24 protein-coding genes and 1 tRNA gene are annotated in these 19,208 nt (G+C 67.4%); 19 read left to right on the forward strand and 6 right to left on the reverse strand.

All coding sequences use genetic code 11. The features are described from left to right. The first annotated feature begins 14 nt into the window (after nt 1–14). The 5 genes from LO787_RS02455 to LO787_RS02475 are packed head-to-tail and all read left to right on the forward strand — an operon-like array spanning nt 15 to nt 1,617. The gene (locus LO787_RS02455; RefSeq protein ID WP_232494299.1) at nt 15–413 is read left to right on the forward strand and encodes a PspC domain-containing protein; all 399 of its coding nucleotides are present in this window, start codon (nt 15–17) and stop codon (nt 411–413) included. Between the two features lie 34 nt (nt 414–447). After that, nucleotides 448–732 (forward strand): hypothetical protein, encoded by a 285-nt coding sequence (locus LO787_RS02460; protein ID WP_232494300.1) that lies wholly within the window; start codon nt 448–450, stop codon nt 730–732. A gap of 11 nt (nt 733–743) precedes the next feature. Then, nucleotides 744–1,064, forward strand: coding sequence for a hypothetical protein (locus LO787_RS02465; RefSeq protein ID WP_232494301.1), 321 nt, complete (start codon nt 744–746; stop codon nt 1,062–1,064). Then, nucleotides 1,064–1,369: a hypothetical protein gene (locus LO787_RS02470; RefSeq protein WP_232494302.1), complete on the forward strand. Its 306-nt coding sequence runs from the start codon at nt 1,064–1,066 to the stop codon at nt 1,367–1,369. Before LO787_RS02465 ends, LO787_RS02470 begins: the two co-directional genes overlap by 1 nt. Then, the gene (locus tag LO787_RS02475; RefSeq protein ID WP_232494303.1) at nt 1,366–1,617 is read left to right on the forward strand and encodes a hypothetical protein; all 252 of its coding nucleotides are present in this window, start codon (nt 1,366–1,368) and stop codon (nt 1,615–1,617) included. Before LO787_RS02470 ends, LO787_RS02475 begins: the two co-directional genes overlap by 4 nt. An 828-nt stretch (nt 1,618–2,445) precedes the next feature. Here LO787_RS02475 and LO787_RS02480 read toward each other — a convergent pair. Then, nucleotides 2,446–4,506 carry an NAD(+) synthase gene (locus tag LO787_RS02480; RefSeq protein WP_232494304.1) on the reverse strand — a complete coding sequence of 687 codons (2,061 nt, stop codon included), beginning with the start codon at nt 4,504–4,506 and terminating at the stop codon, nt 2,446–2,448. A gap of 199 nt (nt 4,507–4,705) precedes the next feature. Here LO787_RS02480 and LO787_RS02485 point away from each other — a divergent pair, with 199 nt between their 5' ends. Both LO787_RS02485 and LO787_RS02490 read left to right on the forward strand, forming a co-directional pair. Beyond that, nucleotides 4,706–5,116: a SufE family protein gene (locus LO787_RS02485; RefSeq protein ID WP_232496231.1), complete on the forward strand. Its 411-nt coding sequence runs from the start codon at nt 4,706–4,708 to the stop codon at nt 5,114–5,116. After that, nucleotides 5,117–5,476 (forward strand): YbaN family protein, encoded by a 360-nt coding sequence (locus tag LO787_RS02490; protein ID WP_232494305.1) that lies wholly within the window; start codon nt 5,117–5,119, stop codon nt 5,474–5,476. Nucleotides 5,477–5,749: 273 nt separating this feature from the next. Here the strand turns inward: LO787_RS02490 and LO787_RS02495 are convergent, their stop codons facing one another. Next, nucleotides 5,750–6,265, reverse strand: coding sequence for a sterol desaturase family protein (locus tag LO787_RS02495; RefSeq protein WP_232494306.1), 516 nt, complete (start codon nt 6,263–6,265; stop codon nt 5,750–5,752). Nucleotides 6,266–6,448: 183 nt separating this feature from the next. Here LO787_RS02495 and LO787_RS02500 point away from each other — a divergent pair, with 183 nt between their 5' ends. From LO787_RS02500 to LO787_RS02535, 8 genes are all read left to right on the forward strand, one after another. Beyond that, nucleotides 6,449–6,823, forward strand: coding sequence for a hypothetical protein (locus LO787_RS02500; RefSeq protein WP_232494307.1), 375 nt, complete (start codon nt 6,449–6,451; stop codon nt 6,821–6,823). A gap of 73 nt (nt 6,824–6,896) precedes the next feature. Further along, complete coding sequence (gene leuC / locus LO787_RS02505; RefSeq protein ID WP_232494308.1) at nt 6,897–8,345, forward strand: 3-isopropylmalate dehydratase large subunit; 1,449 nt, start codon at nt 6,897–6,899, stop codon at nt 8,343–8,345. A gap of 17 nt (nt 8,346–8,362) precedes the next feature. Next, nucleotides 8,363–8,542 carry a hypothetical protein gene (locus tag LO787_RS02510; protein ID WP_232494309.1) on the forward strand — a complete coding sequence of 60 codons (180 nt, stop codon included), beginning with the start codon at nt 8,363–8,365 and terminating at the stop codon, nt 8,540–8,542. After that, nucleotides 8,542–9,141: a 3-isopropylmalate dehydratase small subunit gene (gene leuD, locus LO787_RS02515; protein WP_232494310.1), complete on the forward strand. Its 600-nt coding sequence runs from the start codon at nt 8,542–8,544 to the stop codon at nt 9,139–9,141. Before LO787_RS02510 ends, leuD begins: the two co-directional genes overlap by 1 nt. Before the next feature lie 126 nt (nt 9,142–9,267). Further along, nucleotides 9,268–9,585, forward strand: coding sequence for a DUF1476 domain-containing protein (locus tag LO787_RS02520; protein WP_232494311.1), 318 nt, complete (start codon nt 9,268–9,270; stop codon nt 9,583–9,585). 7 nt (nt 9,586–9,592) lie between these two features. Further along, nucleotides 9,593–9,826: a BolA/IbaG family iron-sulfur metabolism protein gene (locus LO787_RS02525; RefSeq protein ID WP_232494312.1), complete on the forward strand. Its 234-nt coding sequence runs from the start codon at nt 9,593–9,595 to the stop codon at nt 9,824–9,826. A gap of 30 nt (nt 9,827–9,856) precedes the next feature. Further along, the gene (grxD, locus tag LO787_RS02530) at nt 9,857–10,186 is read left to right on the forward strand and encodes a Grx4 family monothiol glutaredoxin (protein ID WP_232494313.1); all 330 of its coding nucleotides are present in this window, start codon (nt 9,857–9,859) and stop codon (nt 10,184–10,186) included. Nucleotides 10,187–10,515: 329 nt separating this feature from the next. Next, a complete protein-coding gene (locus LO787_RS02535; RefSeq protein WP_232496232.1) occupies nt 10,516–11,310 on the forward strand; it encodes an NUDIX hydrolase in 795 nt (264 codons plus the stop codon). A gap of 1 nt (nt 11,311) precedes the next feature. On the opposite strand, the gene LO787_RS02540 is transcribed toward LO787_RS02535, so the two are convergent. The 3 genes from LO787_RS02540 to LO787_RS02550 form a co-directional block, all read right to left on the reverse strand. Beyond that, on the reverse strand, nt 11,312–12,565 hold the full coding sequence (locus LO787_RS02540) for an MFS transporter (RefSeq protein WP_232494314.1): 1,254 nt from the start codon (nt 12,563–12,565) through the stop codon (nt 11,312–11,314). Nucleotides 12,566–12,704: 139 nt separating this feature from the next. Beyond that, nucleotides 12,705–12,971: a PilZ domain-containing protein gene (locus tag LO787_RS02545; protein WP_232494315.1), complete on the reverse strand. Its 267-nt coding sequence runs from the start codon at nt 12,969–12,971 to the stop codon at nt 12,705–12,707. A 164-nt stretch (nt 12,972–13,135) separates the two neighbouring features. Then, nucleotides 13,136–13,212, reverse strand: a tRNA-Arg gene (locus LO787_RS02550). A 98-nt stretch (nt 13,213–13,310) separates the two neighbouring features. Between LO787_RS02550 and LO787_RS02555 the strand changes: the two genes are divergently transcribed. Both LO787_RS02555 and recF read left to right on the forward strand, forming a co-directional pair. Beyond that, entirely contained in the window at nt 13,311–14,063 is a 753-nt protein-coding gene (locus LO787_RS02555; RefSeq protein ID WP_232494316.1) for a queuosine precursor transporter, read from the forward strand. Between the two features lie 42 nt (nt 14,064–14,105). Then, on the forward strand, nt 14,106–15,194 hold the full coding sequence (gene recF, locus LO787_RS02560) for a DNA replication/repair protein RecF (RefSeq protein WP_232494317.1): 1,089 nt from the start codon (nt 14,106–14,108) through the stop codon (nt 15,192–15,194). A gap of 6 nt (nt 15,195–15,200) precedes the next feature. On the opposite strand, the gene LO787_RS02565 is transcribed toward recF, so the two are convergent. Next, nucleotides 15,201–15,899 carry an arylesterase gene (locus tag LO787_RS02565; protein WP_232494318.1) on the reverse strand — a complete coding sequence of 233 codons (699 nt, stop codon included), beginning with the start codon at nt 15,897–15,899 and terminating at the stop codon, nt 15,201–15,203. Between the two features lie 50 nt (nt 15,900–15,949). On the opposite strand from LO787_RS02565, the gene LO787_RS02570 reads away from it, so the two are divergent. Both LO787_RS02570 and LO787_RS02575 read left to right on the forward strand, forming a co-directional pair. Beyond that, nucleotides 15,950–16,669: an ABC transporter ATP-binding protein gene (locus LO787_RS02570; RefSeq protein WP_232494319.1), complete on the forward strand. Its 720-nt coding sequence runs from the start codon at nt 15,950–15,952 to the stop codon at nt 16,667–16,669. A 37-nt stretch (nt 16,670–16,706) separates the two neighbouring features. Further along, on the forward strand, nt 16,707–19,199 hold the full coding sequence (locus LO787_RS02575) for an ABC transporter permease (protein ID WP_232496233.1): 2,493 nt from the start codon (nt 16,707–16,709) through the stop codon (nt 19,197–19,199). Nucleotides 19,200–19,208 lie beyond the last annotated feature (9 nt).

The raw sequence follows: 19,208 nt of genomic DNA on the forward strand, positions 1-19,208 counted from the left end.
AGGGAAAACAGGCAATGTCTCGCGGACAATTCTATCTCGACAAGTCGAACGCCAAGCTGATGGGCGTCTGCGCCGGGATCGCCGACTATACCGAGATCGACGCCTTCTGGGTGCGGCTCGCGGCGGTGATGCTGCTGATCTTCGTCTCGCCGGTGGTCATCCCGATCTACCTTGCGATCGCATTCCTCGCGGACAAGAAGCCGATGGGCCTCTATTCCGAGGAAGAGGAAATGCGCCTGCTGCGCCGCATGGAGCGTCGCCGCGCGCGCAAGGGGCTGAACTTCGCCCCGCGCGGCACGTCGAGCCACCTGCGCTCCGACCTGTCCGACATGGACCGCCGGATCGCGGACATGGAAGCGCACTATTCCAACAGCAACTCGCGCCTCGCGGCCGAGATCGACTCGCTGCGCTGAAACGCGGCTTTTCCGGGGACATAGGGGACACGTCATGGATGCAGGTATCGTCGCGCTGCTGATTCCGCTTGCGCCGTTCATCGTCGGCGGCTTCGCGATCTGGACCAGGCACCAGCGCCGCATGGCAGAGCTGCAGGTGCAGGCCACCGCCGAGAAGGCCGCGCAATACGCCTCGCACAGCCGCGAACTGGAAGAGCGCGTGCGGGTGTTGGAACGCATCATCACCGATGGCGGCTACGACACCGCCCTCCAGATCGAGGCGCTGCGCGACACGCGCGGGGTCGAGGCGGCACGCGCCTCCGAACCCAAGATCAACTGAGGAGACGGACGATGAATTGGGGTGGACCCGAGTTCGTACTCGTCATCATCGCCATCTGCAGCGGCGGCTGGGTGTTCAACAACTGGATACGCGCGCGCCACGGCTACGCGCTGGAGGATGAGTGGGGCGGCAAGACCGAGCGGCCCGACCATTCCGCCGCCGCCCGGCTGGCCGAGGAGAACGCCCAGCTTCGCGCCCGCCTCGAAGCGCTGGAAGGCCGCACGGCCACGCTGGAAACCATCGTCACCGACAGCGGCTACAGCACCGCCGCACAGATCGAGAACCTGCGCGACGGGCGTCCGATCGCGATCAACGGAAAGGTCGGCGCGTAATGGAATTCGGCGAATTCATGGGCCTTTCGGCCGTTCTGCTGACGATGATCGGCTTCTGGGCCATCCTTGCGAACGCCTACAAGCGCCGCCTCGCGTTTCTCGAGCGCAAGCTGGAGATCACCGCCGGCGCCACTGCCGAGAAGGCGGCGCAGTATGCCACGCACAACACCGAGCTTGAAAATCGTGTCCGCGTGCTCGAACGTATCATCACCGATGGAGGCTCGACCCACGACATCGCCCGCCAGATCGAGGCGCTGCGTGGCACCGAGCCGCTTGGCGACCATATCAAGGTAACTACGCAATGAGTTTCTGGACTGCCGTCGTCGTCCTTTTCGCCATCGGCTGCGTCACCTGGCTCAAGGCCCAGCGCTACCGCGCGCTCGGCGACAAGCGCAGCCGTGAAACCGGAAACTACGACCACACCGCCCGCGAACACGAACTGGAGCGCGAGGTCGAGGCCATGCGCAAGCGCATCGCCGTCCTCGAACGCATCGCCACCGACGAACGCCGCGGCAAGGATCTCGCGCGCGAGATCGACGCGCTGCGGGACTGAGGTTGCGGGCATGACCCTTCGACAAGCTCAGGGTGAGCGACGTAGAGCAACAACCTCTCAAAACCGCTCAGGCTGAGCCTGTCGAAGCCCCCTAGGCACGGCGCGACGCTTGACAAATATCGCCAAATAGGTTATATGGCCCAGCATCCGCCGGGCCTGACGTACAAGGGTTCGGCGGTGTATCGGGTCGGCGTCGTGGGCCGGGATGCGGTATCAAGCCGCGATCGCGCACCACGGTGTCCAGTCGAAGACCCGGACCGTCCTCTAGGCTCTGGCCCGGCCGTTCCCCCAACCGAGTTCATCTCGGCCTGGGAGCGGCTCTCCCGGAAGTCCCATGACCGATACCGACGCGAACCCCAACGTCGGTCATACCGGACAGGTCCGATGGAATACAGGTCGAGCCGGGCTGCACTCCGCACCTACCCGGCCACTCGCAACGCGCTGTGGAAACAAAAACCCCGCGTCCCGTCCGGACGTTCATGACGCCGACCCGATGTTCACTCTCGGATCCTCGCGTTTCTTCCCCCGGCGTTAGGCCCGCACTCGCCAGCGGGCGTTTTCGTGTGTCCAGCCAAGACGTTCGTCATTGCGAGCGCAGCGAAGCAATCCAGCGCCGCTCTATGCCGCTGGATTGCTTCCCCCGGCCTTCGCCGGGGTCGCAATGACGAAATGTGGGTGGAGATAACGCCAATTCCTCCCCGAGCTTGTCTCGGGGAGGGGGACCGCCGCCGCAGGCGGTGGTGGAGGGGGAGAACCTCGCGCCATCCCCCTCCGTCAGCGACTTCGTCGCTGCCACCTCCCCGAGCAAGCTCGGGGAGGAATTTTGCGTCACGGCACCTTCCGTTCCAATTCCGCCAGCCACACCGCCGCGCTGGCGTCCGATGGTGCGCGCCAGTCGCCGCGGGGACTCAGCGCTCCGGCGGTGGAAACCTTCGGACCATTCGGGATCGCCGAGCGCTTGAACTGACTGAACGCGAAGAAGCGCCGCAGGAACTTCTCCAGCCACGAGCGGATCGTCGCCAGATCGTAGGCGTTCTTCTTCGCGTCCGGGAAGGCATGCGGCCACGTCCCGGCCGACGCATCCCGCCACGCATGCCACGCGAGGAACGCGACCTTCGACGGCTTCTGCCCGAAGCGCATGATGTGGTGCAGGAAGAAGTCGTTCAGTTCGTAAGGCCCGATCTTCGCCTCGGTGCTCTGGATCGCGCCGTCGGCGCCTGCGGGCACCAGTTCGGGGGAGATCTCGGTCGCCAGGATCGCCAGCAGGATCTCTTCGGTGGAGGCCGTGAACTGGTCGGTCGTGGCGCACCAGCGGATGAGGTACTGGATAAGCGTCTTGGGCACGCCCGCGTTGACCGCGTAGTGGCTCATCTGGTCACCGACGCCGTAAGTACACCAGCCCAGCGCCAGTTCGGACAAGTCGCCGGTGCCGATGACGAAGCCGTTGTGCTGGCTGGCGAGGCGGAACAGGTAGTCGGTGCGCAGGCCCGCCTGCACGTTCTCGAACGTCACGTCGTAGACCGGTTCGCCATCCGCAAAGGCGTGGCCGATGTCCTGTAGCATCGTCGTCGCGGTGGGGCGGATGTCGATCTCCGCCGCCGTGATGCCGACCGCGTCCATCAGCTTCCACGCGTTCGACTTCGTGCCGTCGCTGGTGCCGAAGCCGGGCATCGTATAGCCGCGGATGAATTCGCGCGGCAGGCCCAGCCGGTCGCAGGCGCGCGCGGCGACGATCAGCGCGTGGGTCGAATCGAGCCCGCCCGAGATGCCGATCACCAGCGACTTCGCCGCGGTCGATTCGATACGGCGCATCAGGCCGTCGACCTGGATATTGAACGCCTCGTAGCAGTCGGCATCCAGCTTGTCGGCGCGCGCGGGCACGAAGGGGAAGCGGCTGACCGGGCGCTTGAGGCCGATGTCGCCGCCCGCCGGGGCATGGCGGAAGGCGATGGTCCGGAATGTATCCTCCGGCCGCCCCGAGACTTCGGCGGCATCGTTGAAGGTCGGCACCCGCAGGCGGTCCATGACGATGCGGTCGCAGTCGACGTCGGCCACGCACAGTTCGGGCGCGAGCGAGAAGCGCTCGGACTCGGCCAGCAGGTCGCCCAGTTCGTAGACGATGCCCTGCCCGTCCCACGCGAGGTCGGTGGTGCTCTCCCCGTGCCCCGCTGCACAGTAAACGTAGGCCGCCACCGCCCGCGCCGACTGCGCACGGCAGAGCATGTGCCGCTCGTCAGACTTGCCGATGACGATGTTGGAGGCGGAAAGGTTGGCGAGAATCGTCGCCCCCGCCATCGCGCCTAGCGAGCTTGGCGGCGTCGGTGCCCAGAAATCCTCGCAGATCTCGACGAAGAAGCGGAAGTTGCGCAGCACCTGCGAGGCGAAGACGAGGTCGACGCCGAACGGCACCTCCTGCCCGTTCACCGCGATGGTGGCATTGCGGATCGCCTTGCCGCTGGCGAACCAGCGCTTCTCGTAGAACTCGCGGTAGTTGGGGAGGTACGACTTGGGCACCACGCCCAGCAGGCGACCCTGCGCGATGACGACGGCGCAGTTGTAGAGCCGCCCCTTCCTCTCCAGCGCGGCGCCGACCAGCAGCACCGGCGACAGGTCGGCGCTGGCCCTGACGATATCGGCGATGGCGCTCTCGACCGCCTCGATCATCGCGCCCTGCAGGTGCAGGTCGTCGATGGCGTAGGAGGACAAGCACAGTTCGGGGAAGACGAGCAGGTCGACATGCGCCTCATGCGCGCGGCGCGCCTCGGCCAGAATGGCGTCGCGGTTGGCAGCGACGTCCGCCGTGCGCACGCGCGGGGTGGAGGTGGCGACGCGCACGAAGCCGTGCTCGTGCATGCTGAAGAACGGGTGATCCTGCTCGGCCATCGGCATTCCTCGAATTCGTCATCCCGGCGAAGGCCGGGACCGCTGGCCGTGAACAGCCCACCTGTCGGCAGGGCGCCCTGCGCGATGACGTTCACCTAAAGACCGCCAGCGGTCCCGGATCAAGTCCGGGACGACGATTAGACTTTGAGAAATGCTCGCAATAACCCCTTGCCCTCGCCGCGCGCGCCTCTAAATGCCGAAGCCTATGCGCAGCCTCGACGATATCCGCGAAGAGTACGAATTTCTCGACGGCGACGAACGCTATCGGCTCCTCATCGAACTGGGGCGCGAACTGGACGACATGCCCGACGCGCTCAAGACCGACGCCACCAAGGTGCGCGGCTGCTCGGCCAGCGTCTGGGTCTATCCGATGGCGAAGGAAGACGGCACCCTGCACTTCCTGGCGGACAGCAACGCGGCGATCACCAAGGGGATCGTCTCGCTGGTGATCGCCGCCGTGCAGGACAAGCCCGCCGCGACCGTCGCCGAAACGGACATCGCCGCCGCGCTGGAACCGTTCGACCTGAAGAACCAGCTCTCGTCCAACCGGACGCAGGGCGTGCCCAACATGATCGCGCTGATCCGGGAGACGGCCGCGCGTTATGCCCAGGGCTGAATGAACCGGGCGGAGAAATACCTCTGGATCGCCGCCGGGGTGATCCTCGTCGGGATCGGCACGCTCGGCATCTTCCTGCCGTTGCTGCCGACGACGATCTTCTGGATTCTCGCAGCGGGCTGCTTTTCCAAGAGCCACCCGGAATGGGCAGAGCGGCTCTACCAGCATCCCAAGTATGGCCGCCACCTGCGTGAGTGGCGCGACCGGCGGGCGATCAGCCGCAAGGGCAAGATCGCCGCGCTCGGCACCATGGCGCTGAGCGTCGCCATCGTCTGGGCCACTGCCGGGGAGATGTGGGCACTGATCCCGCTCGCCGTGCTGGCGACGGTGGGGACGTGGATCTGGACGCGAGCGGAGTAGCGCCGAAGAGTTTTCCGTCAGCTCCTCTCCCGATCGCGGGGCGCTTGCCGTGGGGGGCATGGCAGGCCCTGCGGCGACCGGGACTTAGGTGGCTTTCAGCACGACCGATGCGCGGTCGTAGAGAAGCTGACGGAAACACGGCTGACCGCTGCGCGGCCGGATTCGATGTGCGCAGGATATCCCTCCCGGCCGAAAGACAAAGAGGGGCGGAGGGCCGGTCAGGACGAATCGAGACGCTTTCGAGGCGGATCGCTGCGTGCGCCGCCTGGCCGCTCAGTCCACCGCCTCGCGCAGCACGGCGATGCCCCGCTGGCGCTGTTCGCGCAGTTCGCGCTTGAGCGCGGCCGGATCGCGGGCGACGACGAAGCCGAAGCTGACGCCGCCTTCCTTGCCGATGGTCGCATGGTGCAGCTTGTGCGCCTGCACCAGCCGCTTGGCGTAGCCGCGCTTGGGCACCCAGCGGAAATAGCGCTGATGGACGAGGCCGTCATGCACCAGCGTATAGATGACGCCATAGATCAGCACGCCAAGCCCGATCCACGTCCCCGGTTCCCACGCGCCGCCCCCCATCACCAGCGGCGAGCCGAGCGCGAACATGCCGATGCTGATCGCCGCGCCGAACAGCGCATAGAGGTCGTTCTTCTCCAGCACCTTGTCGTGCGGCTCGTGATGGTCGCGGTGCCAGGCCCAGCCGAAGCCATGCATGATGTACTTGTGGCTCGACCAGGCGACGAACTCCATGGCGGCTACGGTGGCAAGGACGATCAGGACGGCGGCAAGGACGGACATGGCCGCGCTTATAGACCCAAACCTCGCCTGCGACACTCTCTTACAATCGCACACATTCCTGCGACGGCCCATCTATCTGGCGTTCAGTTTGAGAGGCTTAAATCTGAACCCATCGGAACAACAGCTCCGAACCGGATTTCTACAGGCCCAGGACAAAGGGCCCAAGTCAAAGGAGTGCCTTCCATGCGCAAGTTCACCAAGCTGATCGCCCCCGCTCTCGTCGCCGCGCTGGGCCTCACCGCCGTCGCGCCCGCCATCGCCGAGGCCGCGCCCTACCACCACAACGGTGGCCGCCAGCAGGCCGCGCGCCACTACGACATCCGCAGCGACATCAATGGCCTGCGCGCCAACATCGACCGCGCCGCCGCCCGCCGCACGATCTCGCAGCGCGAAGCCAGCGGCCTGCGCCGCGACGTCGCCGACATCCAGCGCCTCTACGGCCAGTACTCGCGCGGCGGCCTCTCCGCTCAGGAGACCCGCACCCTCGGCAACCGCGTGAACAAGGTCTACGTCGCCCTGCGCATGGAGCGCCACGACTATGACCGCCGCCGCGGCTGATAACAAAATTACTTGAAAGGGCGCGCTCGCACCGCTTGAATTGCGTGGCGAGCGCGCCTATTCGCGCCCAATCATGACAACGAATCCGCGCACCCTCTACCAGAAGATCTGGGACGCCCACGTCGTCGACAAGCGCGACGACGGTACCTGCCTCATCTATATCGACCGGCACATCGTCCATGAAGTGACGAGTCCGCAGGCTTTCGAAAGCCTTCGCGCCGCCGGCCGCCCGGTACGCCGTCCCGACCTTACCCTTGCGGTGCCCGACCACAACCTGCCCACCACCGCACGCCGCGACGCCAACGGCAACCGCGTGCCCATCGCCGATCCCCAGAGTGCCCAGCAGCTGGAAATGCTGGAAAAGAACGCCCCCGCCTTCGGCATCCGCTACATCGGCGACGCCGATCCGGAACAGGGCATCGTCCACGTCGTCGGTCCCGAGCAGGGCTTCTCGCTGCCCGGCGCGACGATCGTCTGCGGTGACAGCCACACCGCCTGCAACGGCGGCCTCGGCGCGCTGGCGTTCGGCATCGGCACCAGCGAAGTCGAGCACGTCCTCGCCACGCAGACGCTGCTGCTCAAGCAGGCGAAGACCTTCGAGGTCCGCGTTGAGGGCAAGCTCGGCGCAGGTGTGACCCCAAAGGACGTGATCCTGCACGTCATCGGCGTCATCGGCACCGCCGGTGGCACCGGCTACGTGATCGAATACACCGGCAACGTCTTCCGCGAGATGTCGGTGGAAGGCCGCCTGACCGTGTCGAACATGTCGATCGAGGGCGGCGCCCGCGCCGGTCTGGTCGCGCCGGACGAGACGACCTTCGCCTACGTCAAGGGCCGCCCCTACGCGCCGAAGGGCGAGGACTGGGACAAGGCCGTCGCTTGGTGGAAGAGCCTCGCGACCGACGAAGGCGCGACTTACGACAAGTCCGTCTTCATCCGCGCCGAGGACATCCAGCCGACCGTCACCTGGGGCACCAGCCCCGAGGACACCTCCGGCATCGGCGGCGTCGTCCCCAGCCCCGAAGACTTCGCCGACGCCTCCAAGCGCGATGCGGTCAAGCACAGCCTCGACTACATGGGCCTGACGCCCGGCACCAAGCTCACCGACGTCGAAGTGCAGAACATCTTCATCGGCAGCTGCACCAACAGCCGCATCGAGGATATCCGCGCCGCCGCCGAAGTGCTCAAGGGCCGCCACAAGGCCGACAACGTGAAGTGGGCGATCGTCGTCCCCGGATCGGGTCTGGTCAAGGCGCAGGCCGAGGCCGAGGGTCTCGACAAGATCATCATCGATGCGGGCCTCGAATGGCGCGAGCCGGGCTGCTCGGCATGCCTCGCCATGAACCCGGACAAGGTTCCGGCGGGCGAACGCTGCGCCTCCACCAGCAACCGCAACTTCACCGGCCGTCAGGGTCCAGGTGCGCGCACCCACCTGATGAGCCCGGCGATGGCCGCCGCCGCCGCCGTCACCGGCAAGCTGACCGACGTGCGCGATCTGGCGCCCGTGACCGAACCGGCCTGAACTGATAGGATAGTTTCATGTCCAACGATTCCGACAACTCGCTGGCCGGAAAGGCCGCGCTCGCCGCCGGTGCCGCCATCGGTTCGGCCGCCATCGCCGCCGCCCTGCTCTTCGTGAAGCGCCGCAGCGACCGCAAGAAGACCGAAGCGCCGCCGAAGACGAACACGGCGCCGCACTTTCCGTCAGAGACCGACTGATGCAGGCGATCAACCACGTCGCCGGCAAGGCGATCCCATTCGGCCGCAAGAACGTCGACACCGACGTCATCATCCCGGCGCACTGGCTCAAGACCATCACCCGTGAAGGTCTCGGCAAGGGCGCGTTCGAGTCGGTCAAGAAGGAAGAAGGCAACGTCTTCACCGACCCGGCCAACGCCGGTGCGCCGATCCTCATCGCGGGCGACAACTTCGGTTGCGGCTCCAGCCGTGAGCACGCGGCCTGGGCGCTGCTCGACATGGGCGTGACCTGCGTGATCGCGCCGAGCTTCTCGGACATCTTCTCGGGTAACGCCTTCAAGAACGGCATCCTGACCGTGGCGCTGCCGCAGGAGGCGATCGATCGCCTGATGGAAGTCGCACTGACCGACCCCATCGACATCGACCTCGAAACCCAGTCGGTGACGACCCCGTTCCAGGACCGCTTCACCTTCGAGATCGACCCGTTCCGCAAGCACTGCCTGCTCAACGGCCTCGACGAGATCGGCCTGACGATCGCGCAGGGCGATGCCATCTCGTCCTATGAAGGCAAGGCGAAGGACGGGCTGCCGTTTCTCGCCAAGGCCGTTCTGGCCGCCTGACCCCCGTCGTCCCGGGCTCGCCCCGGGACGATGTCCTCGGCCTATGGGCCACTCCTCACGAATCGGGATTGCCCCGGCGCGCGCGCTTCCCTATCGGCAAGGACTGATCCAACCCGAGGTTGCCCGATGACGAGTTTCCAGGACCGCGAGCGCGGCGAAGAGGCCAAGTTCGCGCATGACGCCGACACCCTGTTCCGCATTCAGGCGCGTCGCAACCGCCTGGTCGGCGAATGGGCGGCCGAGCGCATGAAGCTCTCGCAGGCGGAAACCGACGCCTACGCCAAGGCCGTCGTTCAGGCCGACTTCGAGGAAGCCGGCGACGAGGACGTGATCCGCAAGCTGCTGGGCGACCTCACCGCCGCCGGCGTCGATACCACTGAAGCCGAAGTTCGCGCCGCGCTCTCCGCCAAGCAGGCCGAAGCGCGCCGCCAGTTCCTGGGTTGATATTCCGATGGGCATGACCGCAACCGAGATCGAGACGATGATCCGCACCGCGCTGCCGGATGCGGAAGTCACGATCACCGACCTCGCCGGTGACAACGACCACTACGCCGCGCACGTCGTTTCCGCCGCTTTCACGGGCAAGCCGCGCGTCGCCCAGCACAAGCTGGTCTACGAAGCGCTCGGCGGCCGCATGGGCGGCGTTCTGCATGCCTTGCAACTCACCACTGCCGTCCCCAACTGACGTTGCAACATATCCAAGGGTTTTACTGAAATGTCCGACGTCAACGCCCGTATCGGCGACATCGTAAAGAGCAACGACGTGGTCCTCTTCATGAAGGGCACCCCGTTGTTCCCGCAGTGCGGCTTCTCCAGCCGCGCCATCGCCATCCTCGACCACCTCGGCGTCGCTTACGAGACCGTCGACGTGTTGCAGGACATGGAAATCCGCCAGGGCATCAAGGCCTACTCGGACTGGCCGACGATCCCCCAGCTCTACGTCAAGGGCGAGTTCCTCGGCGGCAGCGACATCATGATGGAGATGTACGAGGCGGGCGAACTGCACCAGCTCATGACCGAAAGCGGGATCGCTGCCCAAGGCTGATCTGCTGATCCGGCACACAGCCGAATGTCATAAAGGCTCGGGAAGCAATTCCCGGGCCTTTTGCTTGTGCGCCGCTGGTGAAGGGGAACCCCGGGGAGGCGGGTCCGGGAGACTGTCCGGCCCCGCCTCTATCGAGACTGCTTTCTCTCGAGGTACGATACTCCATAAGCATGGCGCGTGCCAGTTTTGATTTTCTTAGGAAATCAGCCGTTTCGTCCGCGCGACTGTCGGGCCGCCAATCGCAGGTTGTAAATCCTGCCGACAGTCCTGCCGATTCCCGCAAGCATTTTGCCCTTGCGACTGCCTGCCCCACGCGCGACATCCTCATGATGTTCCGCAGCCCCCCTTCCGACCAGCCGATGTCCGCCGATGGCCCCTCGGTCGTCCCCGCCGCCACGGTGGTCGTGTTCCGCCATGCCGCCGAGGGCGGACCGCCCGAACTGCTCATGCTCCAGCGTTCCGACGGCATGCGCTTTGCCGGGGGTGCGGCAGTGTTCCCCGGCGGCCGCGTCGATCCTGCCGACCGCGAACTCGCCCGCCGCATCCTGCCGGGCGAAGCCGAGGAGATCGCTGCGGCCCGCATCGCCGCCATCCGCGAGACGCTGGAGGAAAGCGGGCTGATGATCGCCACCCGCCAGCCCGTCACCGCGCAGGAGGCCCGCGAAGCCCGCGCGCTGCTGATGGAGGTGGGTCGCCTCGACATCGTGCTGGAGCGCTTCGGCTGGGAACTGGAGCCGCAGTCGCTCACCTTCTTCGCGCACTGGTGCCCCTTGTGGGAAAAGGCGTTCGACACCCGCTTCTTCGTCGTAGACCTCGGCACCGGGGCGGTCGACGTGACGGTGGACGCGACCGAGAACTCGCGCCTGTTCTGGACCAGCGCCGCCGATGCGCTCGCCATGGCCGACAGCGGCGAGATCACCGTGATCTTCCCGACCCGCCGCAACCTCGAACGGCTGGCGCAATACGCCAGCCATGCCGAGGCGCTCGCCGACATCGCCGCGCACCCGGTCTCGCGCATCAATCCGCATACCGAGCAGCGCGACGACGGCGAGTGGCTGGTGATCCCCGAGGGTCTCGGCTACCCGGTTCTCGGCCAGCTCAAGGCGACCGCGCGAAGAGGCTGATTCATGCCGCTGCCGGGATCGCCTCCGGCACCTTCGGCCCAGTCGCGGCATAGAGCCCCAGCACCACCGCCAACACGAAGAAGCCGCTGATCGCCAGGATCGCGCCGTCGTAGCTTCCCGTCATCGTATGCACCCGCGCCGAACCGACCACGGCGACGGCGATGAACGGCAGCCCGATCAGCGTGTTGAGCCCGAAGCTACGGCTGTAGCTCGCCTGCCCGAAGGCATCGGTCAGCCCCTTGCCCAGCGTCGGGATCGCGCCCGCCCCGTGCATCCCGATCAGGCCGATCACTACGGCGGCGAGCCAGAACGGCGGATGCTGGAGCAGGATCGCCCAGAGCACCGCGCAATCGAAGCCGATCAGCGCCAGCGCTTTCGCCCCGCCGAGACGGTCCGCGATCCACCCGAACAGCACCGACCCGGCGATCCCGACCAGCGACATGATCGACTGCAGCAGCGCCGCCTCGGGCCGGGTGAAGCCCCAGGACATGCCCATCGGCACCAGCAGCGAGCCGAGCAGGACCGAACTCGTCATGCTCGCCACCGCCGCCAGCGAGATTGCCCAGAAGCGCGGCCGCGCCAGCAGTTGCGCCACGCTGAAGGAGCCATCGGCGGTCCGCTTTGCCTCCGGTTCCGGCGCTGGGGTCTCGGTGTGGCCCGGCGGGTGGTCGACCGTCAGCAGGATCAGCGGCAGCAGCAGCACCGCTGCGATGACGCCGATCGACAGGTAGATCGCACTCGGCGAGACGACCGACAGCGCCCTCTCCAGCGTCCACGGCACGATGGCGATGACCACCGGCAGATGGACGATGCCGAGCGCCAGTCCGCGATTGCGGTTGAACCAGCGCGTCACCAGCGTCGCCGGGCCGATCGATCCGGCAAGGCTCATCGCCGGTCCGAAGCACAGGCCATAAGCAAGGAGGTAAAGCGCGTAGCTCTGCGTCCACGCCAGCGTCAGGTATCCCGCCACCGTCAGCAGCGCGCCGACCAGCAGCAGGAGCCGCAAGGAAACCTTGGCGATGAGCACGCCAACGAAAGGTGCGAGGATGGAGGAGCCGACCAGCACCAGCGGTATCCCCGCCGCCGCCTGCTCCGCGCTGACGCCGAGCCGCTGCTCGACCGACGCGAGCATCAGCCCGAAGGAACCCATGACGGTGCCGATGACGACGTTATGCGATACGCCCGCGATCACGCCCATGCGGACGGCGAGCGGATGATTGGGGGCCTCGCTGGCCGGGCCGGTGTGTAGTGCCAAGCTCTCTCTCCCGATGCTTGAAGCGCGCCGGCGGCTTCTTGCCGGTCATATCGGGAGAGTGTGCGGGGCGGTCTTGCGGCTTGGCCAGCGCTTTCAGGCCAGATGAACGAGAATTCGCCGGGGCGACGTGGCGCGTGGATCAGGCGCGGATATGCGCGGCGTGCGTGGCCGCGATGTGCTCCAGCACCGGACCGTACAGAGGGCGGTCGAACTCCACTCCGGCGAGGTCGCTGCTGACCCAGCGCACCACGCCCGACATGCTCTCCATGCCCGAGGGCCGCACGATCAGGCGCGTGCCGACACGGAAATAGATGCCGCGCATCCGCAGGCAGCACCCCTCGGCCGAGATATCGGAGATCTCGCCATCGTCCCTGAGGCCGCTCTGCGTGCGGCACTGGACGGCCATCGCGACGGAGCGTCGCTGCGAACGTCGGGGAAGAACCTGGCGAGTCATGCGTGGAAAGGTAAGCCGGTCAGGTTAACATCGCTTAAACCGCGACAAATGGCGCGGCCCGTTCGAACACAGTTCGAACTCCTCTTCGAAGACTGGGCGACCATTTTCCTTGGAAATGGCGCGCCCGACAGGGTTCGAACCTGTGACCCCAAGCTTAGAAGGCTCGTGCTCTATCCAGCTGAGCTACGGGCGCGCGCCGGGTTCCCATAGCGCGCTTGCGTCCCCGCGCAAACCGTCGCCGCGCGCAAACTTGTGCTTTGCGCTGCAGCAAAGCCACGTTACGCACAGGCAATGAACGCCGGAACCGACGACGCCCCCGACAATCCAGCCCACCTGTCACGCATCGACGGCCTTGCCGGTGCGCGGCGGCATTTCCGCTATTTCGACTACGTGATGTCAGCCTTCGTCGCCATCCTGCTGCTGTCGAACCTGATCGGCGCATCCAAGCTGGCGAACTTCGGCGGCGTCACTTTCGGCGCGGGCATCCTGTTCTTCCCCGTCAGCTACGTCATCGGCGACGTGCTGACCGAGGTCTACGGCTACGCCAACGCCCGCCGCTGCGTGTGGGCGGGGTTCTTCGCGATGATCTTCATGGCCTTCATGAGCTTCGTCGTCGTCGCCATGCCGCCTGACGCGGGCTGGACGGGGCAGGCCGCTTATGAGGCCGTGTTCGGCTCCACCTGGCGCATCGTACTGGCCTCGCTCACTGCGTTCTGGGCGGGCGAGTTCGTCAACTCCTTCGTGCTCGCCAAGATGAAGCTGATGACCGGCGGCAAGCATCTGTGGACGCGCACCATCGGCTCGACCGTGTTCGGGCAGGCGGTGGACAGCGCGCTGTTCTACCCCATCGCCTTCCTCGGCACATGGACGCACGAGCAGGTGCTGACCGTCATGGTCACCAACTGGGGCATGAAGGTGCTGTGGGAGGCCGTGCTGACCCCGCTGACTTATGTGGTCGTCGGCTGGCTCAAGGCGCGCGAGGGCGTCGAGGTGTTCGACGACAATGTGGACTTCTCGCCTTTTGCCAAGGCGCGCTCGGTCTGAACATTGAGCCGGTCGGCCTGACCGGCTAGGCCCCGCCGCACCATGCTCGACCGCATCCTCCTGTCCCGTTTCCGCAACCACCGCGAGACTGCGGTGGAAGGCACGGCGCAGTTCAACCTGCTGGTCGGCGAGAACGGCGCGGGCAAGACCAACGTGCTGGAGGCGATCAGCCTGCTCGCCCCCGGTCGCGGCCTTCGCCGTGCGCAACTGGCGGACGTTCCCGCGCAGGATGGCGATGGCGGCTTTGCGGTGAACGCTGCGTTGGCGATGCCGGAGGGGGAGGCAGTGCGGCTCGGCACCGGCGTCGCTGCGGAGCGCCCCGGACGACGGCTGGTGCAGGTCAACGGCGCGCAGGCATCCGCGCTCAGTCTTGCCGAGTGGCTTTCGATCGGATGGCTGACCCCGGCGATGGATCGCCTCTTCGTGGAAAGCGCGGGCGCGCGGCGGCGTTTCCTCGACCGGCTGGTGCTCGCCATCGATCCCGCTCACGCCGGGAATGCGGCAAGACTGGAAACTGCGGTGCGCGAACGCAACCGCCTGCTTTCCGACGAGCGCGCGCCGGACCCGCACTGGCTGGACGCTATCGAGGTGCAGATCGCCGAGGCGGGCGCGCTCGTCGCGGCGGCCCGTGCGCGTCTGGTCCTGCGACTGGAAGCGGCGCTCGCCGCCTTGCCCGATGCCCCGTTCGCCCGGCCTTCGCTGGCCTACCAGCCCGGCGGCCCGGTGGAGGCTGGTGCCCTGGCCATAGCCCTGCGCGAAGGCAGGGCACGGGACCGGGCAGCGCAGCGCACGCTCACCGGCCCGCACCGCGACGAACTGGCCGTCACCATGGCAGGCAAGGCCCAACCCGCCGCCGATTGCTCCACGGGCGAGCAGAAGGCGATGCTGATCGCCATCACCCTTGCCCATTCGCAGCTTCTGGAAGGCGACGGCGAACGCCGCCCGCGCCTGCTGCTGCTGGACGAAGTCGCCGCCCACCTCGATCCGCTGCGGCGCGAGGCCCTGTTCGACCGGTTGCGCGCGGGCTCGGCCCAGGTCTGGCTCACCGGCACCGAGATCGCCCCGTTCGAGGCGATCGCGAGCGAGGCTGCGGTGTGGGAAGTCAGTGCGGGGACAGTGCGCTGTATTTGACGGCCGTCACTTCTTCGGCAGCGCGTCCGCTACGTCGTCCACCGTCGCCGCCACGATCGCGTCAATGCCGATGGCGGTGGGGTGGACATGGTCGCCCTGCATGAGATCGGGCTTGTCGATCACCGGCTGGAGGAAGAACGGCACCAGCACAGCGCCGTACTTCTCGGCCAGTTGCGGGTAGATCGGGTTGAACTTCGCCGCGTAGTCCTTGCCCAGATTGGGCGCGGCCAACATGCCGAGCAGGACGACGGGGATGTCCTGAGCCTTCAGCCGTTCGAGCATCTTTTCCAGATTGGCGCGCGTCTCTGCAGGCGGGAGCGAGCGGAGCATGTCGTTGCCGCCGAGGCTGATGATGACGAGTTCCGGCTTCACCGGCTGGTTCTTCAACGTGAAGTCTAGCCGCTGGAGCCCCGCCGCGGTGGTATCGCCCGAAATCCCCGCATTGGCGATCTTCGCGTTCACGCCCCGCGCCCGCAGCGCCTGCTCCAGCCGGTCAGGGTAGCTCTCCCCATCGTCAAGCCCATACCCCGCCAGCAGCGAATCCCCGAAGGCGAGAATCGAACGCTCCGACCCCATCACCGGGATCTGCGGCGGTGCATCGGCAGAGGCCTCGCTGGACTGCGAAGGTGTTTCCTGCGGCGCCTGACCGCAGGCGGAAATCGCGATGGTCGAGACGGCAAGGAGCGCGAGGGAAACGAGGCGCAAGGCATTCTCCTGAAAGGGCCGACTTGTCGGATGCACCGGTGCTATCCCATATGGGGACGGTGACAAGCCCTGCCCATTCCCCCATCGCCCTTTCGAACACCATTCTCGCCAGAGACCTGCGGCTGACGCTAGGTTCCGGCGACAGCGCCGTGGAGATCCTGAAGGGGATCGACCTTGCCGTGCCGGACGGGCAGACGCTCGCCCTGCTCGGCCCTTCGGGATCGGGCAAATCCTCGCTGATGGCGGTGCTTTGCGGGCTCGAGCGCGCCAGTTCGGGGACACTGGAGGTTGCGGGGCAGGACTTCGCCGGGATGGAAGAGGATGCCCTCGCCCGCGCGCGGCGGGGCCGGATCGGCATCGTCCTCCAGGCCTTCCACCTGCTGCCGACGATGACCGCGCTGGAGAACGTGGCCACCCCGCTCGAACTCGCCGGAATGCCCGATGCACGCGAGCGGGCCGAGGCGGAACTGACGGCAGTGGGCCTCGGTCATCGCCTGTCGCACTACCCCGCGCAGCTTTCGGGCGGCGAGCAGCAGCGCGTCGCCATCGCCCGCGCCCTTGCGCCCCGGCCCGCGCTGGTCTTCGCCGACGAGCCGACCGGCAACCTCGACGCCGCAACCGGTGCCGCCATCATCGACCTCCTCTTCGCCCGCCGCGCCGAGACGGGAGCGACGCTGCTCATCATCACCCACGACGAGAGCCTCGCCCATCGCTGCGAGCGGGTCGTGACAATCGGTGACGGCCGGATCGCGAGCGACACCCTTGCCTGAGGCGCTTCGTAAAGCCCTGCCCTGGCGCACCGCATGGATGCTCGCCCGGCGCGACTTGTCCGCGCGCTTCAAGGGACTGCGGCTGCTGCTCGTCTGCCTGTTCCTCGGCGTCGGCGCGATTGCCGCGATCGGGACGCTGACAGGCTCGATCGAGCGTGAGTTGGGGACGCGCGGGCGAGAGATCCTCGGCGGAGATATCGAACTGCGCGTCTGGCAGCGGGCGCTTAGCCAAGAGGAAGACGCCGCCCTAGCCCGCCTCGGCCACGTTTCGCACGGCCTCAGGATGCAGGCCATCGCCACGCGCGGCGATGCGACCGCGCCAGTGGCGCTCAAGGCCGTGGACGACAGCTGGCCGCTCTACGGCAGGCTGGAACTGGTCGACGGTCGCCGCGTGGGTGCGCCGCAGAGCGGGACCGCATGGATCGCCAAGGGCACCGCCGCAAGGCTCGGGGTGGCCAAGGGCGCGCGCATCGCCATCGGCGGCGTGCCCGTAACCGTAGGCGGCGTGATCGCCTCCGACCCGGAACAGATGAGCGAGGGCTTCGCGCTCGGCGACACCGCCGTGGTCGCGCTCGACCTCCCCGCCCGCGCGGGGCTGACCGCACCGGGAGCGATGTACCGCAGCGTCGTGCGCGTGCGCTTCACCGATCCGCAGCGCGATCCCGAACCCGTCGTCGATGCCCTGAAGGAGCGCTTCGGCCAGAGCTTCGAGACCCGCACCCGCAAGGCCGCCTCCCCCTCGACCGAGCGCTTCGTGACGCGCATGGGCGAGTTCCTCGTCCTCGTCGGCCTCGCCGCGCTGGTGATCGCCGGGATCGGTATCGGCGGCGGCGTCTCTTCCTATCTCGAGGCGCGGCGCACCTCGATCGCGACGCTCAAGGTTCTGGGTGCGACGAGCGGCGACATCGCGCGCATCTACCTACTGCAGGTGGGCGCGGCGGCGGTGGTCGGCAGCCTCGCAGGCCTTGCGGCAGGGGTGCTGGTGACGCCGCTGCTCTCCTCCGCGCTCCAGAGCCTGCTCCCGGTCGAGGCCGGGTTCACCATCTCGCCCGCCGCGCTGGCGACGGCAGCGGCCTATGGCCTGCTCGTTGCGCTGGTCTTCGCCGCGCCGCCGCTGGTCCGTGCGCGCGGATGGCCAGCGATGGCGCTGATGCGTGCCCGCGTTTCTCCGCTCGCTGCCGACCGCAAGGCTCTGGCGCTGCCCGTCGGTCTCGGCCTTGCCGCCATCGTCGCGCTGGCGCTGGTCAACGCCGCGCAGCCGCTGGTGACGCTGGGCTTCCTCGGAGCGTCCGCCGCCATGCTGGCGGTGCTGGCGCTGATCGGGCTCGGCATCCGCAAGGCCGCCGCCCATCTGCCCCGACCGCGAGGCCCGATGCTGCGCGCGGGCCTCGCCAATCTGCACCGCCCCGGTGCTCAGACCGGCGCGCTGGTGACCGCGCTCGGCTTCGGGCTCTCCGCCTTCGTGCTGATCGCGGCGGTCCAGACCAGCCTCGACGCCAACATACGCCGTACAGTGCCCGAGCGTGCGCCCGACTTCTTCGTGCTCGACGTGCCCAAGGCCAAGGCGGGGGATTTCCGCGAGGCCGTCGAGCGCACCGTTCCCGCCTCCAAGGTGAAGCTGGTGCCGAACCTGCGCGGCCGCATCCTCGCCTACGGACCGAAAGACCACATGACCCGCGTGTCCAGCCTCGGCAAGGACTTGCCGGACGGCGCTTGGGCCCTGCGCGGCGAGCGCGGGCTGACCTATTCCGTAGGCGTGCCCGAAGGCAGCGCGGTGACGTCCGGCAAGTGGTGGCCGATCCTTTACCGGGGCGAACCGCTGGTATCGCTGGACGAGCAGCTGGCGCAGGCCATCGGCGTCAAGGTAGGCGATTACGTGAAGCTCAGCGTGCTCGGCGTGGAGATCAACGCCCGCATCGCCGCGCTGCGTCGGATCGACTGGGACAGCCTCGGCTTCAACTACGTGCTGGTATTCTCGCCCAATGCGCTGGCCGACGCGCCGCACAACCTTGCCGCGACCATCGAGGTGCCGCCGGGCGCATCGACCGCCGGGCTGCTCCCGAAACTGGTGCATGCGTTCCCTTCGGCCTCGGTGATCGAGACCGGCAGCCTGCTGCGCGATGCACGCGCGCTGCTCGACCAGATGTCGGCGGCGATCCTTGCCGCGTCCTCCGTCGCCGTGCTGGCAGGGCTTGCCGTGCTGCTCGGCGCCATCGCGGCGGCAAAGGCGAGCCGAACTTACGACACCGTGATCCTGCGCGTGCTGGGCGCCAGCCGCGCGCAGCTGCTGGTGCTGCAGATGGCCGAGTACGGGCTGATCGCGCTGGTGCTCGCCATCGTGGCGCTGGCGGCGGGCAGTGCGATGGCCTGGGCGGTGATCGTCAAGCTGTTCGAATTCACCTGGATGCCGGACTGGCCCCGCGTGCTGGCGGTGCTGGCAGCAGGGCTCGTCCTGATCCTCGGCTTCGCGCTCGCCGGTACGCTGCCGCTGCTGCGGGCGAAACCGGCGAGGACGCTCAGGGAGCTTTAGGCCCCGGGA

The organism is Novosphingobium kaempferiae (assembly GCF_021227995.1).
In the GTDB taxonomy this organism is placed as follows: Bacteria; Pseudomonadota; Alphaproteobacteria; order Sphingomonadales; family Sphingomonadaceae; genus Novosphingobium; species Novosphingobium kaempferiae.

Coding starts and splice junctions, on each gene's coding strand:
- LO787_RS02455 (WP_232494299.1), top strand. CDS start 15: ATGTCTCGCGGACAATTCTATCTCGACAAGTCGAACGCCAAGCTGATG.
- LO787_RS02460 (WP_232494300.1), top strand. CDS start 448: ATGGATGCAGGTATCGTCGCGCTGCTGATTCCGCTTGCGCCGTTCATC.
- LO787_RS02465 (WP_232494301.1), top strand. CDS start 744: ATGAATTGGGGTGGACCCGAGTTCGTACTCGTCATCATCGCCATCTGC.
- LO787_RS02470 (WP_232494302.1), top strand. CDS start 1,064: ATGGAATTCGGCGAATTCATGGGCCTTTCGGCCGTTCTGCTGACGATG.
- LO787_RS02475 (WP_232494303.1), top strand. CDS start 1,366: ATGAGTTTCTGGACTGCCGTCGTCGTCCTTTTCGCCATCGGCTGCGTC.
- LO787_RS02480 (WP_232494304.1), bottom strand. CDS start 4,506: ATGCCGATGGCCGAGCAGGATCACCCGTTCTTCAGCATGCACGAGCAC.
- LO787_RS02485 (WP_232496231.1), top strand. CDS start 4,706: ATGCGCAGCCTCGACGATATCCGCGAAGAGTACGAATTTCTCGACGGC.
- LO787_RS02490 (WP_232494305.1), top strand. CDS start 5,117: ATGAACCGGGCGGAGAAATACCTCTGGATCGCCGCCGGGGTGATCCTC.
- LO787_RS02495 (WP_232494306.1), bottom strand. CDS start 6,265: ATGTCCGTCCTTGCCGCCGTCCTGATCGTCCTTGCCACCGTAGCCGCC.
- LO787_RS02500 (WP_232494307.1), top strand. CDS start 6,449: ATGCGCAAGTTCACCAAGCTGATCGCCCCCGCTCTCGTCGCCGCGCTG.
- leuC (WP_232494308.1), top strand. CDS start 6,897: ATGACAACGAATCCGCGCACCCTCTACCAGAAGATCTGGGACGCCCAC.
- LO787_RS02510 (WP_232494309.1), top strand. CDS start 8,363: ATGTCCAACGATTCCGACAACTCGCTGGCCGGAAAGGCCGCGCTCGCC.
- leuD (WP_232494310.1), top strand. CDS start 8,542: ATGCAGGCGATCAACCACGTCGCCGGCAAGGCGATCCCATTCGGCCGC.
- LO787_RS02520 (WP_232494311.1), top strand. CDS start 9,268: ATGACGAGTTTCCAGGACCGCGAGCGCGGCGAAGAGGCCAAGTTCGCG.
- LO787_RS02525 (WP_232494312.1), top strand. CDS start 9,593: ATGGGCATGACCGCAACCGAGATCGAGACGATGATCCGCACCGCGCTG.
- grxD (WP_232494313.1), top strand. CDS start 9,857: ATGTCCGACGTCAACGCCCGTATCGGCGACATCGTAAAGAGCAACGAC.
- LO787_RS02535 (WP_232496232.1), top strand. CDS start 10,516: ATGTTCCGCAGCCCCCCTTCCGACCAGCCGATGTCCGCCGATGGCCCC.
- LO787_RS02545 (WP_232494315.1), bottom strand. CDS start 12,971: ATGGCCGTCCAGTGCCGCACGCAGAGCGGCCTCAGGGACGATGGCGAG.
- LO787_RS02555 (WP_232494316.1), top strand. CDS start 13,311: ATGAACGCCGGAACCGACGACGCCCCCGACAATCCAGCCCACCTGTCA.
- recF (WP_232494317.1), top strand. CDS start 14,106: ATGCTCGACCGCATCCTCCTGTCCCGTTTCCGCAACCACCGCGAGACT.
- LO787_RS02570 (WP_232494319.1), top strand. CDS start 15,950: ATGGGGACGGTGACAAGCCCTGCCCATTCCCCCATCGCCCTTTCGAAC.
- LO787_RS02575 (WP_232496233.1), top strand. CDS start 16,707: ATGCTCGCCCGGCGCGACTTGTCCGCGCGCTTCAAGGGACTGCGGCTG.